The sequence below is a fragment of the Bacillus sp. GW821-FHT01G09 genome (genome assembly GCF_059422205.1).
Genome location: NZ_JBWKWL010000001.1, coordinates 775,686 through 792,301, shown reverse-complemented (window position 1 = coordinate 792,301; position 16,616 = coordinate 775,686). Strand labels below are relative to the sequence as shown.

The 16,616-nt window shown below is 44.7% G+C and carries 16 protein-coding genes and 1 other annotated feature; of the genes, 9 read left to right on the top strand and 7 right to left on the bottom strand.

Annotated elements, in window-relative coordinates; genetic code table 11:
* Positions 1-11 precede the first annotated feature (11 nt).
* On the bottom strand, positions 12-161 hold the full coding sequence (locus AC07VD_RS03965) for a teichoic acid D-Ala incorporation-associated protein DltX (RefSeq protein WP_003227330.1): 150 nt from the start codon (positions 159-161) through the stop codon (positions 12-14).
* A gap of 149 nt (positions 162-310) precedes the next feature.
* Here AC07VD_RS03965 and AC07VD_RS03960 point away from each other — a divergent pair, with 149 nt between their 5' ends.
* From AC07VD_RS03960 to AC07VD_RS03935, 6 genes are all read left to right on the top strand, one after another.
* Entirely contained in the window at positions 311-445 is a 135-nt protein-coding gene (locus AC07VD_RS03960; RefSeq protein ID WP_003227332.1) for a hypothetical protein, read from the top strand.
* 163 nt (positions 446-608) lie between these two features.
* Positions 609-1,544 carry a 1,4-dihydroxy-2-naphthoate polyprenyltransferase gene (locus AC07VD_RS03955; RefSeq protein ID WP_015714937.1) on the top strand — a complete coding sequence of 312 codons (936 nt, stop codon included), beginning with the start codon at positions 609-611 and terminating at the stop codon, positions 1,542-1,544.
* 141 nt (positions 1,545-1,685) lie between these two features.
* Positions 1,686-2,318: a GTP pyrophosphokinase YwaC gene (gene ywaC / locus AC07VD_RS03950; RefSeq protein ID WP_003244564.1), complete on the top strand. Its 633-nt coding sequence runs from the start codon at positions 1,686-1,688 to the stop codon at positions 2,316-2,318.
* A 128-nt stretch (positions 2,319-2,446) separates the two neighbouring features.
* A complete protein-coding gene (locus AC07VD_RS03945; RefSeq protein ID WP_217017272.1) occupies positions 2,447-3,640 on the top strand; it encodes an MFS transporter in 1,194 nt (397 codons plus the stop codon).
* Between the two features lie 6 nt (positions 3,641-3,646).
* Positions 3,647-4,030: a carboxymuconolactone decarboxylase family protein gene (locus AC07VD_RS03940; RefSeq protein WP_019712843.1), complete on the top strand. Its 384-nt coding sequence runs from the start codon at positions 3,647-3,649 to the stop codon at positions 4,028-4,030.
* A 67-nt stretch (positions 4,031-4,097) separates the two neighbouring features.
* A complete protein-coding gene (locus AC07VD_RS03935) occupies positions 4,098-4,937 on the top strand; it encodes a helix-turn-helix transcriptional regulator (protein WP_019712842.1) in 840 nt (279 codons plus the stop codon).
* Between the two features lie 48 nt (positions 4,938-4,985).
* Here AC07VD_RS03935 and ywaD read toward each other — a convergent pair whose 3' ends face one another.
* The 3 genes from ywaD to ywaE form a co-directional block, all read right to left on the bottom strand.
* Positions 4,986-6,353 (bottom strand): aminopeptidase YwaD, encoded by a 1,368-nt coding sequence (gene ywaD / locus AC07VD_RS03930; RefSeq protein ID WP_217017270.1) that lies wholly within the window; start codon positions 6,351-6,353, stop codon positions 4,986-4,988.
* A 155-nt stretch (positions 6,354-6,508) separates the two neighbouring features.
* The gene (gene tyrS / locus AC07VD_RS03925; protein WP_494721536.1) at positions 6,509-7,750 is read right to left on the bottom strand and encodes a tyrosine--tRNA ligase; all 1,242 of its coding nucleotides are present in this window, start codon (positions 7,748-7,750) and stop codon (positions 6,509-6,511) included.
* A 41-nt stretch (positions 7,751-7,791) separates the two neighbouring features.
* Positions 7,792-8,006 (bottom strand) — a binding site (T-box leader).
* Positions 8,001-8,516, bottom strand: a complete 516-nt coding sequence (ywaE, locus tag AC07VD_RS03920; protein ID WP_019712840.1) for a tyrZ transcriptional regulator YwaE — start codon at positions 8,514-8,516, stop codon at positions 8,001-8,003. It overlaps the preceding feature by 6 nt.
* 149 nt (positions 8,517-8,665) lie before the next feature.
* Here ywaE and AC07VD_RS03915 point away from each other — a divergent pair, with 149 nt between their 5' ends.
* Both AC07VD_RS03915 and AC07VD_RS03910 read left to right on the top strand, forming a co-directional pair.
* Complete coding sequence (locus AC07VD_RS03915; protein WP_124059418.1) at positions 8,666-9,379, top strand: YwaF family protein; 714 nt, start codon at positions 8,666-8,668, stop codon at positions 9,377-9,379.
* A gap of 109 nt (positions 9,380-9,488) precedes the next feature.
* Positions 9,489-10,349: a glycosyltransferase family 8 protein gene (locus AC07VD_RS03910; protein WP_015714932.1), complete on the top strand. Its 861-nt coding sequence runs from the start codon at positions 9,489-9,491 to the stop codon at positions 10,347-10,349.
* A 52-nt stretch (positions 10,350-10,401) separates the two neighbouring features.
* Here the strand turns inward: AC07VD_RS03910 and sacY are convergent, their stop codons facing one another.
* From sacY to epr, 3 genes are all read right to left on the bottom strand, one after another.
* Positions 10,402-11,244, bottom strand: a complete 843-nt coding sequence (gene sacY, locus AC07VD_RS03905) for a transcription antiterminator SacY (RefSeq protein WP_003244589.1) — start codon at positions 11,242-11,244, stop codon at positions 10,402-10,404.
* 53 nt (positions 11,245-11,297) lie between these two features.
* On the bottom strand, positions 11,298-12,677 hold the full coding sequence (sacX, locus tag AC07VD_RS03900; RefSeq protein ID WP_124059416.1) for a SacY negative regulator SacX: 1,380 nt from the start codon (positions 12,675-12,677) through the stop codon (positions 11,298-11,300).
* A gap of 426 nt (positions 12,678-13,103) precedes the next feature.
* Positions 13,104-15,041, bottom strand: coding sequence for a minor protease Epr (gene epr, locus AC07VD_RS03895; protein ID WP_124059414.1), 1,938 nt, complete (start codon positions 15,039-15,041; stop codon positions 13,104-13,106).
* A gap of 227 nt (positions 15,042-15,268) precedes the next feature.
* Here epr and celB point away from each other — a divergent pair, with 227 nt between their 5' ends.
* On the top strand, positions 15,269-16,603 hold the full coding sequence (gene celB, locus AC07VD_RS03890; protein WP_124059412.1) for a PTS cellobiose transporter subunit IIC: 1,335 nt from the start codon (positions 15,269-15,271) through the stop codon (positions 16,601-16,603).
* The last annotated feature ends 13 nt before the right edge of the window (positions 16,604-16,616 follow it).

Below are 16,616 nucleotides of genomic sequence, written 5' to 3'. Positions count from 1 at the left end.
TCTCTCTCCAATTAGAAATCGTTATAAATATATGAACCGGTATTCGCGGTGTGAAAACCATACATAAAAAACAAAACAAGCAGTATCATCAAATAAAAGCCTGTATGACATGTCCACTTGACAGCGGGTTTTTCATACAGCTGTTTCATTAATTGCAGCATATCAAAAATTCCCTTCCCGTTTTTTCGACAATCACATGAGTATTTGACGATCAGATGCTCAAAAAGTTTCATTTTTTCCCTAATCTCCCTCAAATTAATATATCGGCGTATGTTTTTGAAAATGAATCTTTATACCTGCAAGGGCAAGAATGGAATGTTTCGAGCTGATTCATAATAAAGGAAAAGATACCTGGAGTCAAAAGATCTTTTTAACTTTTAAAAAGTGTAATGTACTTAAAAAAATTTTTCTGTACCTGTTCGTTCAAGTGAAAGCAGAAACCTAATGAAATCGGGGCGGAAGCGTATAATAAGAAAGAAAACGCCTTCTTGCGGTATCTTGTGAAATAGGGGAGAAGTCATTATGATAGATAAGGAAGCAAAAAAAGGAGTTTTTATCAAGCTGCCGGCTGAAAAAAAGTAAGCCTTTTAATAGAAAGGAAGAGGAAGATGAACCAAACAAATAAGGGTGAGGGTCAGACAGCGCCGCAAAAAGAAAGCATGGGGCAGATCCTTTGGCAGTTAACCCGTCCTCATACGTTAACCGCATCGTTTGTGCCTGTGCTGCTCGGAACCGTTTTGGCGATGTTTTATGTGAAGGTTGATCTGCTGCTGTTTTTGGCTATGCTGTTTTCTTGCCTATGGATCCAGATCGCGACGAACTTATTTAATGAATACTATGATTTTAAACGCGGGTTAGATACAGCAGAATCAGTCGGAATCGGAGGGGCAATTGTACGCCACGGAATGAAGCCTAAAACGATTTTGCAATTAGCTCTCGCATCATACGGGATTGCCATTTTGCTCGGTGTCTATATTTGTGCGAGCAGCAGCTGGTGGCTTGCGCTGATCGGCCTTGTCGGCATGGCGATCGGCTACCTGTATACAGGCGGGCCGCTGCCGATTGCGTACACGCCGTTCGGTGAATTATTCTCAGGCATTTGCATGGGTTCGGTGTTTGTGCTGATTTCGTTTTTCATTCAGACAGATATGATCAACACGCAAAGCATTTTGATTTCCATCCCGATTGCGATTCTTGTCGGCGCGATTAACCTGTCGAACAACATTCGTGATATTGAAGAGGACAAAAAAGGCGGCCGCAAAACATTGGCGATTTTGATGGGGCATAAGGGAGCTGTTACTCTGTTAGCTGCGTCGTTTGCCGTCGCTTATATCTGGGTTGTCGGCTTGGTTATTACCGGTGCCGCAAGCCCATGGCTGTTTGTCGTCTTTTTGAGCGTGCCTAAGCCGGTTCAGGCAGTGAAGGGCTTCGTCCAGAACGAAATGCCGATGAATATGATTGTCGCAATGAAATCAACAGCCCAAACAAATACATTTTTCGGATTCCTGCTCTCGATCGGATTATTGATCAGCTATTTCCGATAATAAAAAAGACCGCTCGTTTCGTGCGGTCTTTTTTTGTTACAATCGACCGCATTTTGTAAAAAAATTCATAGAACCTTGCAGCAGACAGGGACGTCTAGTACATGGACAGCGGATAAAGTTCCGTTAAAGGAGATGACGAAAATGGATTTATCTGTAACACATATGGACGATTTAAAAACAGTAATGGAAGACTGGAAAAATGAATTATTAGTTTATAAATTTGCGCTAGATGCGCTCGATACAAAGTTTTCAATTATTAGCCAGGAATATAACCTCATTCACGGACACAACCCAATTGAACATACAAAATCCCGTGTCAAAAGCTTTGAAAGCATCGTGAATAAGTTAATGAGAAAGGGCTGTGAGATTACGACGAAGGAAATGAAGGAGCATATTCACGACATTGCCGGCGTGCGCATCATCTGTTCCTTTATTTCTGACATTTATAATGTCGTGAATGTGTTGAAGCAGCATGAAGATTTGAGAATCGTAAAGGTAAAGGATTATATCCAGACACCCAAACCGAATGGCTATCGAAGCCTGCATTTAATCATTGAGATGCCTGTGAATTTAACGAACCGTGTGGAATACGTCAAAGCAGAAATTCAAATCCGGACAATCGCGATGGATTTCTGGGCGAGCCTTGAACATAAAATTTATTATAAATTGAACAATGACGTTCCTAAGCAATTAACAGATGAGCTGAAGGAAGCCGCGGAGATTGCCCATTACCTAGATGAGAAAATGCTGGGGATTAAGAAAGAAGTGGATTGATAACAAAAGCGAAGCCTGACAGGGTTTCGCTTTTTTTCTTTGCTTGCTAGTACTTTTTATACCAGTATAAACTCACTTCTGTTTCCATGATTGAACCTGCTTTATCATGCATGGGAAAGGAGGTAAACATGAACCATTCCATTTCATTATCGAGAGGTTTGATTTTTCTTATAGCGGTGACTAGCGGGTTTACGGTAGCTAATGTCTATATCAATCAAACATTGCTTGTCAGCATGGCAGGCACGTTTCATGTGACGCCGGCACAAGCTGGGATGATTGCTACATTGGCGCAGATTGGCTATGCGGCGGGGAACCTTCTGCTTGTTCCATTGGGAGATCTTTTTGAACGCCGCCGCTTAATTGTGAGCCTGCTATTCTTAGTGGGGGTTTGTTCGGCCGCTTCAGCGTTAGCTGTAAGCTTTCCATGGCTAGTCATCACAAATTTATTATTGGGATTCTTCACGATTATTCCTCAAATCCTTGTGCCGTTTGCGGCAGGTTTAGCAAATGACAGGAACAGAGGAAAAGTACTCGGAAACGTAGCCATCGGCTTGGTTTGCGGAATTTTAGGGGCGAGAGTGGTCAGCGGGGCGATAGATGCCCATTATGGCTGGCGCTTAATGTATTGGATTGCCTGTGCAGCAGCCGTCATCATTATGTTGATCATTCACTTCTGCTTTCCGAAAAGCAAAGGGACACATGCATTTCATTACGGAAAACTCATTTCTTCATTATTTCCGCTTTTGATCAAGGAGAAAGTGTTAAGAAAAGCATGTGTAAACCAAGGCTTCATGTTCTGCGCTTTCAGTTTATTTTGGACGACGTTAGTGTTTATGGTGAGTGAACCTCCATTTTCGTTTGGCAGCCAGACTGCCGGAACAATCGGTTTGGTGGGAATTGGCGGGGCTTTTGCAACTCCGCTGATCGGCCGGATTATTGATCAAAAAGGAGCTGCTTTTTCCAACAAGCTTTGTATGTCTTTTACCTTATTGTCATTTGTTTTATTAATGGCAGGCCAGACTTCATTGATTGTGATTGTATTGGGCGCTTTATTCATCACCATGGGCATTCAGGCGAATCAGGTGGCGTGTCAGGCGGAGATTTTCCAATTGTCGGCTGAAATGAGAAGCAGATTGAATGGCATCTTTATGGTCAGCACGTTTTTAGGCGGCGCCTTGGGATCGTATGCAGGGGGTGCGGTCTGGATGCTGTTTCATTGGAACGGTGTTTGTATCCTGGGGATGATCATGGTCGGTATTGCCTTCAGTTCAAGGATTACCATAAATCGTACTACTGAAAAAGCGATATTGGAAGGGAGATAGAAGCTGGTGCGAACAAGTGAACGTTATAAAAAAGGGTTAGATATTCTGAAACAAATTGATGAGGAGAACTATGAAGCGATCGTGGACAATTTTAAACATTCCATCGCTCCTGACCTTGGTGTGCTTGCCGTGGAGTTTAACTACGGTCAGATTTTTTCAAGACCAGGTCTTGATCTGAAATCCAGATTATTAGCAACCGTTGCTGGATTGACTGCATTGGGCAATACCCAGCAGCTGAAATTCTATATTAACGGAGCCCTGAATGTCGGATGGACACAAGAAGAACTCATAGAAGTCATGATGCAGATGATTATTTACTCAGGTTTCCCGAATGCACTGAATACCATTCTTCCTGTGGCCGCGGAAGTATTTGCAGAACGAAACAAATAATATAAAAACCTTCTCCTTTTTATGTAGAATACTAATAGGAAATTCTATGCAGAAGGAGAGTGTGTATGTGGACAGTATGGCAGAAAAACGGAAAGAGCTAGGGGAGTTTTTAAAACTTAAAAGGGCACAGCTTTCTCCGCAAGAGTTTGGATTGCCTATGGGCACCAGAAGGAAAACAACAGGCTTGAGAAGAGAGGAATTAGCCCAGCTGTCCGGTATAGGTGTCACATGGTACACATGGCTGGAGCAGGGAAGGGATATTCGGGTATCGACACAGGTACTGGAAAGCATATCGAGAGTGCTCAAATTGAATTATGAGGAAAAGCGTCATGTCTTTCTGTTGGCTGGCCATCATGTTCCTTTAGATGATCAGGATGAAGATAATAAGAGCCTTCCTCTGGCTGTGCGGCACTTTATTGATCATTTAACCAATTGCCCTGTTTATGTGACTGACGAAAAGTGGGACGTTATTGCTTGGAACACAGCAGCTTGTGCTGTGTTCGGCAATTTTGGCCAAATGGGCAGTAAGGAAAGGAATGCCATATGGCGATGTTTCACCTCGAAGGAGTATCGGGATCTGCTTGACGACTGGGAAAGCCACGCCAAAAAACTTATCGCACAGTTTCGATCGACAGCCAGCCGGTTTCTTGGGGAAGCATGGATAAAAGAGCTGATCGATGAGTTAACTGAAAGAAGCCCCGAATTTAAAAAATGGTGGAACCACCACGAAGTATTAGGCACACACGCAGGAGAAAAAGTACTTCATCACCCGGCAGCCGGAACAATGGTGATGGAGCATATGACATTACAAATATATGACTCTCCTGATTTGAAACTGACCATTTATCGCCCGTTAGAAAAAGAAAATACAGTTGATAAACTGAAAGCTTTACTTATAGACGGCTAAACAGCTGATCATTATAAAAAAAAGACGGCACCCAAGTGCCGTCTTTTTTTATTTGATATCTTCAAAAATGTCAGTTGCTTTGGCCTTCATTTGTTTCTTAATGGTTTTCGGTTTCTTCTCTTTTTTCACAGCCTCATAGACTGCGGCTGTCACAAGATCGCCTGCTTGCTGGAGGCGTTCTTTGCTGATATGTTCGATCGAGTCTTCAGGGGTATGATACCACGGCTCAACTTCTTCTGTTTCCGGGTCTCCCCAAATAAAGTTGGCGGAATCAATGCCGGCTTCGTGGAATGGCACATGATCAGATGATCCTCCCTGTGTCAGAGACAGGCTGTCAAACCCAATTTTTTCAGCAGCCGTACGGCTGGATTCCCAAACATAGTTAGATTGGCCATCCAATGTGTTGACATACAGCTCAGACGCTTTTTCCCAGCTTGTGCCTACCATATCTAAGTTGAAGTTCACTTCGCTTCGTTTCAGCTCTTTTTCTGATAGATGATCTACATAGTGAGAGGAGCCGAGCAGGCCGAGCTCTTCGGCGCCGAAAGCGATAAAGCGGATTTCTTTATCAGATGGAACGCTTTTTAAGACACGCGCCATCTCCAGCATAACAGAGGTTCCTGAGCCGTTGTCATTTGCTCCGGGTGAAAAAGGAACACTGTCGTAATGGGCCGTCACGTACACAATGTCTGGATGTTTGATGTTCTTTGGTTTTTTGATTCCGATGATATTCTGGGAGGTTTGGTTTGTGAATGCTTTTAGTTTTAAAGTGGCTTCTTTTTGCTGGGTAAGTGCTTCGCCGTCTTCTTTCTTAATGCCGACGACCGGAATGCCGACTTTATTTCCCGACAGGTTTGGCGTCATAGGCACGAGGCTTTCTTTGTTGTTATAAATGATGACAGCTTTTGCTCCGGCGGCTTCGGCATTTTTGGCTTTCTCGTAATAAGTCAGGTCTCCTCTGGAAATTAAGGCGATTTTGCCCTTGGCGTCAGCGGTAAAGTCCTTTTGATTGCCCAATCCCGCATTGTAAAGCGGGGCCGTCAGTCCTTGTTCCTCAGTCGGAGCTGAGCCGGACGCCGCTTGGAGAAGAATATCGCGTCCTGCTGAAGACAGTGTTCCCTCAAGCCGGTCAGGAATGTTGAATCGTTGAACCTTCACATCAAGCTTTAATTTTCTCATTGATGAGGCGATCAATAGGGCACTCTTTTTTTCAGCTGCAGTTCCGGCTATTCTGGGGCCGATTGCTTCACTTAGCTGAGAAATGGTAGAGTACGCATGTTTTGCTTTGAATGGAAGCTCGCGCTCGCTATTTGATATTTGTACAGCGTGCGCGGCAGGGGTGACACTCTGTGCCGGCAAGAGCAGTGTGCCGGCAGTTAAAACAGCCATCGTCATGACAGTCAAAAGCTTTTTCATCAAAAATAAACCTCCCCTAAATGTATGGTTGGGGAATATTTCGGGATGCTAAAGGAGTTTCCTGCAAGATGGAGAGCGTTTTTGAAAAGACAGTGCTTTATACCTGCAAAAAAACGCTTATGAATGAAGGGTCATAAGCGTTTCGGAATATCAGACTATTGGAGCTTTAAAAACTTGCGTTTGCCGACTTGGATGATCATATTCTCTCTTATCTCTGCTTTGGCGTGAACATCTGTTATTTTCTCTCCGTCGATGCGTACACCTCTGTTTTGAATCATGCGGCGCGCCTCGCTCTTCGAAGAGAGGAGTTTTAGCTTGACGAGCAGATCAATCATCGCTATCGTTTTTTCGCCTTTCCAGTTTACGGCCGGTATATCTTCCGGCAGGCTGTTTTCCTGAAAGACTGTTTTAAACGAGTGTTCGGCAGCTTCTGCTGCTTTCTCTCCGTGATACATTCGGACGATTGTTTTGGCTAAAAGCATTTTGGCATCACGCGGATGAACGGCGCCGGTTTCTAAGTCTTTTACGAGCTGTTTTTTCTCTTCAAGCTCTAAGTCTGTCGCCAAGTGGATGTATTTTTTCATCAGGCTGTCGGGCAGTGACATCGTTTTTCCATACATGTCGTTTGGATGTTCGTTAATGCCAATGTAGTTGTGTTTCGACTTCGACATTTTCTCGACGCCATCCAAGCCTTCCAAGAGCGGCATAAGGATGACGACTTGTTTTTCTTTGTTGTATCGTTCTTGGAAATGCCGTCCCATGAGGACATTGAAATGCTGATCCGTTCCGCCTAATTCAATATCACTTTCGAGAACGACAGAATCATATCCCTGCATCAATGGGTAAAAGAATTCATGCAGTGAGATTGGTTTTTGCATGGCGATGCGTTCTTCAAAGTCGTCGCGCTCCATCAGGCGGGCTACCGTTATTTTCCCTGCTAATTCAATGACATCTTCCAGATTCAATGTTTTCAGCCATTTTGAGTTATAGTGAAGCTCGACTTTTTCTGGATCAAGCACTTTTCCGAATTGCTCAAAGTAGGTTTTGGCATTGTGCTGAACTTCTTCATCAGTCAGTTGCTTTCTGGCTGCCGATTTTCCGGTCGGATCACCAATTTTTCCTGTGAAATCCCCAATTAACAGCTGGACAATGTGGCCGTTTTCTTGAAATTGGCGAAGCTTATTTAACACAACCGTATGGCCCAAATGTACATCCGGTGCAGACGGATCTAATCCGAGCTTAATTTTAAGCGGCGTGCCCGTGGAAATTGATTTCACGAGCTTTGCCTTTAATTCCTCCGGCGGTATGACTTCGTGGGCGCCTGTCATGTATAGCTGAAGCTGTCTTTCTACCTCTTTTTGCTGTGACGCTGTGAGCTGCTCAAATGTTCTCATCATTTTTCCTCCTTTTTTACAAACACAAAAAAGAGCCCATCCCGATAAGGGACGTGGCTCAATGCACGCGGTACCACCCTGGTTGAAGACATCGTCTTCCGCTCATTCGAATAACGGTTTCCCGTTCTTTGCTACTTTTAAGGTTCACAAAGAAAGCTCGGGGAGGTAATTCACGTTTGCTGTGTGCCGGCTCGCACCTTCCGCCGGCTCTCTGAAACAGGGAGACAAACCGCTACTGGATTCCCGTCAAAGCTTATGTTGTATGAAGATTGTCAGCTACCTTTCTAAGCAGCCCTGTCAATATTTTCTGTTCGTCCTTCGTCATTCCCGCAATGAGCTCTGTTTCCCCTTTGTGAAACTCCGGGTAGAGTTCTTCGATTGCTTGTTTGCCGGAATCGGTGATAGAGACAAACACGAGTCGCCGATCTCTTGTGTCGATGCTTTTACGGCAAAAATTCTTTTTTTCGAGCGTTTTGATCACGTTGCTTGCTGTAGCTGTAGATATCCCTGACAGCTCAGCGATTTTTCTCGTTTCGAGCGCTCCCCATACCCATAGATCATAAAGAATGGAGAAAGCGGTCCAAGAAAGGTTATAGGAAGAAAGAACCTCAGTCTCCATTTTGACACGGAGCCTTTGCGCAGACCGATACAGATTCGTAGCGATCGAAATGGCTTCCAGGTTGAGTGACTCGACGGGCATTTGTTTGAGCTTAGAAAGTGTATCGTGTTCTTCCTTCCGAAGCTGCTGATGTTGATGTGAACGTTCCATTTTTTAGGCCTGCCTTAAATTATCAGAATCATTAGCTATGAAACGAATTGTAACAGAGTCTGATGTGAACTTCAAGCCCATATATCGGTGAATAAAAAAAGCCCAAACAACGCCAAAATAAACAAAAACCCGCAAACGGGGGTGCAGTTTTGCAAAAATATGTTCAATCCGTCTATAAGCATGATCCGTTTCATCTGTTTTCGACAGAGCATGTAGTGACGTTAGCGATTATCGCCCTTTTGGCCATTCTGTTGTTTTTGTTCCAAGATGGGGTCAAGCAGCCGAGGGCCAGTCGGTTTTTGCGTTCTCTGTTTGTGTTTCTTTTGCTTGGTTCGCAAATCGGCTATCAAATATGGATGGTCGCCACGGGCAGGTGGTCGGTGCGCACTTCATTGCCTCTCCAGCTTAGTGACCTGTCGGTGTATTTGTCAGCTATTATGTTAGTGACAAAAAGCAGAAAGCTGTTTGTGTTTTTGTTTTTTGCCGGCATCGGCAGTTCGATTCAGGCTCTTGCCACTCCTGACCTTGGAATGTTTTCATTTCCGCATATCCGATATATCCTCTTTTTTATTTCTCACGGGTCTGTGTTTTTATCCTGTCTGCTGATGGCTGTGATTGGCACCTACAGAATGGGCCAGCGCTCGTTATGGGTGACAGTCCTGCTTGTTAATGTGTACGGCGTCTGTATTTTCCAGATTGATCGCTGGCTTGGCGCGAATTATATGTATTTGACGAAAAAACCGGGCGGATCCTCTCTCTTAGATGTTCTCGGGCCATGGCCGTGGTATATCGTCTCGGCTGAAGCCATCACAATCGCAAGCTTTTTCATTCTTTATTGGCTTTATCGCATCTTCAAAAAATGACACCTTTTTTGTTGTATCACACATTCTGTTTTAAAAAATGTCGGAGAACGTGTTTATTTTTTTGAAAAAGGGTATGTAACTTGTACAACAAAAAGGGAGATGAATACCATTGAGGAAAGATGAAATCATGCATATCGTATCATGCGCAGATGATAATTATGCTCGTCATTTAGGTGGGATGTTCGTTTCTTTATTGACTAACATGGATCAGGAGAGAGAGGTAAAATTATACGTCATTGATGGCGGAATTAAGCCTGATAACAAAAAAAGACTGGAAGAAACCACTTTGAAATTCGGAGTGCCGATTGAGTTTTTAGAAGTGGATACCAAAATGTATGAACATGCGGTAGAGAGCAGCCATATTACAAAAGCCGCGTATTACCGCATTTCGATTCCCGACTTAATTAAGGATGAAAGCATCAAACGAATGATTTACATCGATTGTGATGCGCTTGTCCTAGAGGATATTTCTAAGCTATGGGACTTAGACATTGCGCCATACACCGTAGCCGCTGTTGAGGATGCGGGGCAGCATGAACGCCTGAAAGAAATGAACGTCACTGATACAGGGAAGTATTTTAACTCAGGTATCATGATTATTGATTTTGAGTCTTGGAGAAAGCAAAACATCACAGAAAAAGTCATCAACTTTATCAATGAACACCCAGACGAAGACTTTCTTGTGCTGCATGACCAAGATGCACTGAATGCGATTTTATATGATCAGTGGTATGAACTTCATCCGCGCTGGAACGCTCAAACCTATATCATGTTAAAGCTGAAAACCCCATCTACTCTGTTAGGGCGGAAGCAATATAATGAAACAAGAGAAAACCCGGCAATCGTGCACTTCTGCGGCGGAGAAAAGCCTTGGAACTCCAATACAAAACATCCGTATCGCGATGAGTATTTCCATTACATGTCCTATACGAAGTGGAATACGATTGGGAATCCGGCGATCAACCAATAATACAGATATAAAAAAACGCTTTTGAGATGATCAAAAGCGTTTTTTGTTTGTCTCAGCGTGCGACTGACCGTTGGTAGAACCGCTGAATATGCATGGCGATGTAGCACAATTCTTTTTCAGGAAATTCAAAGCCGTATTCCTTCTTCACAAAGGTGCCGATGCTTAGGGCACACAGGAAGGCATCCTTAAACTTCTCTTTAATGATGTCGATCATTTCTGCGTCCAGCTCGTAAATGGATTCGCCTGCTTTGATATGCTGAATGGCAAAGCGGAGATGGGTCACAAGCCGTTCATAAGAGATGGTATCTTCAACGATATTAATAGACAGTTGAATTTCGATAATCTCGATAATATCACGGATCATTGTTGTAATATCAAGCGTTTGTGTCATATCGCCGGCATTGTTTCTTGCTGTGTGGATATGCATGGCGATATTGCCGATTTCATCATCAGGAATGTGAATCCCCAGTTTATCTTTAATCAGTGCTCTGGCCCATAAGCCGATCTGGAACTCCTTTGGATAAAGGACTTTGATTTCATTCAGCAGCGGATTTTTGATAACCATCCCATTGCTCAGGCGTTCAATCGCAAAAGAAAGATGGTCTGAAAAAGCGACATGAATGCGCTCGTTGATTTTGATATTCAGCTCTTTTTCGGCATGAGAGATAATTTGCTCAGAAATCTGAATGTGGTCTTCAGGCAATGTTTCTAAAATCTCTTCGAACTGCTTATAGTCAGGTGTATCTTTTCTGATAAAGGTTTTTTCTATTTTTGACGGATCGACAATGTCATTCTTCTTTTTGTTAAACGCAATTCCTGCACCCAAGAGAATCTTCTCTTCATTTTGATCCTTTACGACGATAGCATTATGATTTAAGATTCTTTTAATTTTCATAGCTTTTTTGTCCTTTCATCCCCCGTTTTATGAATGAAAACGAATAAATCCAGTTATTCTGTCTCTTCTTTAAACCCGAGAAACAATGTAGCTATAAAAGCAGAGACGGCTGCGATCAAGAAACCGATCATATAATGAACAAAATTCGCGGCGCCAAACGGCAGCACAATTGAAATCATCGGAATGCCTGTCAGCCCGTAGGAATTTGCCACAACTTGTACCGCAACCACGTATGCTCCGCCAATAGCACCGCCGATGGCTGCTCCGATAAAGGGACGGATCAATTTGAGATTTACCCCGAATACAATCGGCTCAACAATGCCTAAAAACGCGGTCAGAGAAGCGGGGAGCGCAATTTTCTTCAGGCTTGATTGTTTCGTTTTGAGGAATACCGCAAGCCCCGCTCCGCCTTGGGCCACATTCGCCATCGACCATATCGGCACTAAAAAGTTGACACCGACATGCGGATTAGCAAGCAGCGTTGCCTCAATTGCATAAAAGCTATGATGCAATCCAGATAGGACGATGGTGGAGTAGATGCCGCCGAAAAGGGCTCCGGCGGCAATGCCGGCGTGATCATAGATATAGACGATCGATTGTGTCATGATCTGGCCGATGATGGACGCGGCGGGATTCATCACAATCAGCGCGAGGCACCCTGTCACCATGACCGTAATAAAGGGAATAATCACGACATCAAGTGACTTCGGCACAATCGATTTTAATAGCTTCTCAATTTTGCTCATGACAAAAACGGAGAGAAGAATCGGTATCATGGAACCCTGATACCCCATCATCGGGATATGAAGCCCCCATATGTCTAAAGAAGACGGGGTTTTGCTGCCGAGCATAGACGGGTCCAGCAGATCAGGATGCGTCAAAAGCCCCGCGATCACTGCCCCTAGGTATGGGTTGCTGCCAAATTGCCGTGCGGCACTGAAGCCGACTAAAATTGGCAGTAAAATAAAGGCTGTACTGGACACGAGGTCGAGCATTTTAATCCATGGGCTGCCGGCAGCGAACCAGTGAAACACCTTAATCATGCCGATCAGCCCCATGAGCAGGCCGCTTGCTGTTATTGCCGGAATAATCGGCACAAAAATATCGGACAGTGTTTTCGCAAAAGCTGCGGCAGGGTTCAGCTTCCGGCTGGCTTTTTTCTGGTGGACAGGTTCTTCAGAAGGCGCGGTCTCCCATACATGAACGACTTCTTTATATATTTTGTTGACGACGCCTGCTCCGAAGATAATCTGGAAAAGCCCATAACGGAAAATGGTGCCCTGCACACCTTGCAGGTTCTCAATGGCATGTATATCAATTTTCGTCTCGTCCTTTACATCAAAACGAAGACGGGTCGTACAATGGCTGATGCTGATAATATTGTTTTTTCCTCCTGCGAGCAGCAGTAATTCTTTTGCAATCTCTTTATGCAAGCAATCAAAACCTCCTTTGCTGAAGAAAAGTCGGCTTGTTCATCGTATCAAATGAAAAGTTGACAATCAAAATGAAAAAAGTGAGAAATACCGGCTGAAAATGACAAAAATGCCCGCGTCGACGACGGAGCATGAGAATAGGGGTTGTCCAAGGCGCCGTTATGAGCCCAACACGAAAAGAAGAGTTAAAATGCCCTGCTTTTTAGGCACTAATACTCCCTTTGCATCATTGGGTCTTGCCTGCCTGCCCAGTCACAATCCCGCCATATGTGGTGATAACTGTAATAACGTTCATTTTATGCTGTTCATGGCTGTATAGCAATAGTATGAAAAGCCTGTGAGGCGGATGGGAAAAAGGTTGTGTACGATTTTCTTAGAATGTAAAAAACCTTTAAGACCTGGAATGCAAGTCTTAAAGGTTTTTGGTTACTTTTTCGGTTTGACGGCGTTCAGCCGTTTTTGCAGCTTTGTTTTTTCATTGGATGCTTTTAATTGATTCACTGCAGACTGAGCGGATGCCTTTGATTTCTTTGTTTTGTCTTTTTCCGCTTTCTTCACTTTTGCCTTGGCAGTTTCGACTTTTTTTGCTTCAGCCGCCGCCACCTTTTTCTTCACTTTGTCTAACCGTTTTTGCAATGCCGTTTTGTCCTTGCCTGCTTGAAGCTGATTGACGGCTGATTGTGCTTTTGCCGCATTTGCATCAGTTGATTTCTTTTCAGCCGCAGATACGGATTGCTGTGCCGTCTTCAAATTGGTGCTCTTCACTTTGTTAAGGCGTTTCTGCAGGGACGTTTTTTCTGAACTTGCAGGCAGCTTGCCAATTGCTGATTGTGCGCTGTCCACATCTGTTTTCTTTTTGCTTTTTTCCGCTTTTGCAACTTTGTCTTTCGCTTGCTTTGACGCGATGTATCGTTTTACTTGGTCTAAGCGTTTTTGAAGGTTCTTTTTGTCTGTTCCGTTTGGCAGCTTGTTGATGGCAGTTTCTGCTGTATCAACGGTTTGCTGTGTTTTATATTTTTCTGCCTTTGCGACTTTGTCTTTCGCATCTTTTACATTTCTGTATGACTGTACTTTATCCAGTCTTTTTTGCAGGGCAGTTTTGGCGTCGGAGCCCGGCAGCTGGCTGACGAGTTCTTGCGCTTTGTTGATATCGGTTTGTGCTTTTGTTTGTTCCGCTTTTTTCACCGCTTGCTCTGCTGCCGCGTACGCTGAATCTGTTGCCTGTGCTTTATATTGGATTAAGCCGTAGCCAAATTGCTGATCGCGGCCTGCGGTACCAAGATCAACGATATTTCTCCGCATTTCCTCGCGAAGCTGGACGTTTGTCTCGGCAGGATCACGCTGTTTTAACAAAGCAAACATGGCAGCGGCGTGCGGTGTCGCTTGGGATGTTCCGCTTCCTGTTGCATAATACTGGTTTAAGTAAGTGCTTGTGATGTTTGTCCCAGGCGCTGAAAATTCAACTTCATCTCCAGTTGTTGAGAAGGAGGCAAGCTGATTCTTTTCGTTTGTTGCTGAAACAGCAACGACACTGCTGTATGCCGCCGGATAATTCACTGGCTTGCCGTTTCCGTCGTTACCGCTTGCGGCAACAAGCAGAACGCCTTGTTCATATGCTTTGTTCACGGCGTCATGAAGGATTTTGCTGTCTGACGTCGTGCCAAGGCTCATATTGACGATGTCCATCCCGTTTGCGATCGACCAGTCAATTCCTTGGAGAAGACTTTGAAGATCCCCCGAGCCGTTCTGATCAAGCGCTTTAACCGCGAATATTTGTGCTTCCGGTGCGATGCCGTCAATTCCGTAGCCGTTATGCTTGGCTCCGATAATCCCTGCGACATGTGTTCCGTGGCCGTTATCATCTTTGTAAGAAGAGGTATAACTGACAGCTGAATACCCGCCGGCAATCGACAGGTCATCGTGGGGGGAGATCCCGCTGTCAATGACGGCAATTTTGATATTTTTTCCTGTCAGTCCTGCCTTCCAAGCCTGTTTCACCTGAATGGGCTCAAGGTTCCATTGCTCAAAGTTGTCAGAGGTGTCAGTGCCGTCTGACAGCACTTTGAAATCCGTGCTGTCTGCTGCGGTAAATGATACGTTGTTTTCTACATACAAAATATCAGGATCCTGCTTTAATTCTTTTACTGTCTCCTGGTCTGCTGTGACCGCTACCGCGGGAAGATGCTTATACTGCTGTTCAACATCAGCATCACTATCCAGGATGGTTTCCTTTCCGGCCTTGTTTTTATAAACCACAATAACCTCTTTCTCACTGTTGTTTTGCGCATGAGCGAGAGGGCCTATGGCGAGAAAACTGAAAAACAGAGTGACTGATACAACAAGTTTGCAAGACATGTTTTTCATGGTTCATCTCCTTTTTCTATGATGTTTGATATATATATCGGAGAAAAAAAGAGAGATTAATAGTAAGAAGGAAAAAATTTTTCATGGGCAGGGTTGTTTAGCAAAATGCAGATTTTTTCCGCATAAAGAGGAAATTTTTCAAATGAATTTGTAAGCGTTTTCAAAATAAGATAAAGAAAACATTGCGGAGGTTGTTCACAAAGCAATGAGAAAAGGGGGCTTTTAAGATGAGCGCATTCACTCGGGTAATGGAAGAAAAAATAATGCCTGTCGCCGGGAAAATTGCCGGACAGCGGCACCTCAGCGCTTTGCGTGACGGAATTATCCTGACCATGCCGCTGATTATTATCGGGTCTGTCTTCTTGATTTTAACGAGCCTGCCGATTCCGGGGTATGCTGATTTCATGGCGAGTGTGTTTGGGAAGGAGTGGGCTGATAAGCTCGGATATCCCGTCAATGCTTCGTTTGATATTATGGCGATGATCGCCGCTTTCGGGATCGCTTATCGGCTGGCGGAAAGCTATGGTGTTGATGCCCTTTCGGCCGGAGCGATTTCAATTGCCGCATTTCTATTGGCAACGCCGTTTGAGGTGCCGTTTACACCGGATGGCTCAACGGAGTCCATCATGGTAGGGGGCGGAATCCCGATCACGCTGCTTGGCAGCAAGGGCTTATTTGTCGCCATGCTGATCGCCTTGTTTTCAACCGAAATCTATCGGTACATTATTCAAAAAAATATCGTCTTCAAAATGCCAGACGGTGTGCCGCCTGCGGTAAGCAAATCGTTTGTCGCGCTGATTCCCGGCTTTATCATTGTGTTTCTCGTGTGGCTGGCGCGTCTTCTGATTGAAATGACACCTTTTCAGAGTCTGCACAATGTCGTAGGAGACCTGCTTGGCACACCGCTTTCCATCCTTGGCGGCAGTCTCGGCGGAAGCCTGATTGCTGAATTTGTACAGATGCTGCTTTGGTCGTGCGGGATTCACGGGGCTTCCATCATTGGCGGAATCATGTCGCCGATTTGGTACGGCGCGATGGATGCCAACCGTCTTGCTTTCCAAGCGGGCGAGGCGCTGCCGAGTGTTTTTACGACTCAGTTTTTTCAAATTTGGATCAATGTCGGCGGGAGCGGAGCGACACTGGCGCTTGTCCTGACGATGCTTGTCCGATCTCGCAGCAAACAAATGAAGCAGCTTGGCCGATTAGGGATTGGGCCCGCGCTTTTTAATATCAACGAGCCGATCATTTTCGGCATGCCGATTGTCATGAATCCGCTCCTTATTGTCCCATTTATCATTGCACCGCTCCTCACGATTACCGCGACTTATATCGGCATGAGCACCGGGCTGGTGGCAAGACCGGCCGGAATCGCGGTGCCATGGACGATGCCGCCGCTCATATCAGGTTACCTGGCGACAGGCGGAAAGGTGTCGGGCGCCGTTATGCAGCTGGTAAATCTGCTGATCACCTGTGCCATCTACTATCCGTTTTTCAGAATATGGGATCATCAAAAATGGCGGGAAGAGAGTGCGGTTGAATCTGGGGATAAAAATGTGATGTGATAGATGATCAGCC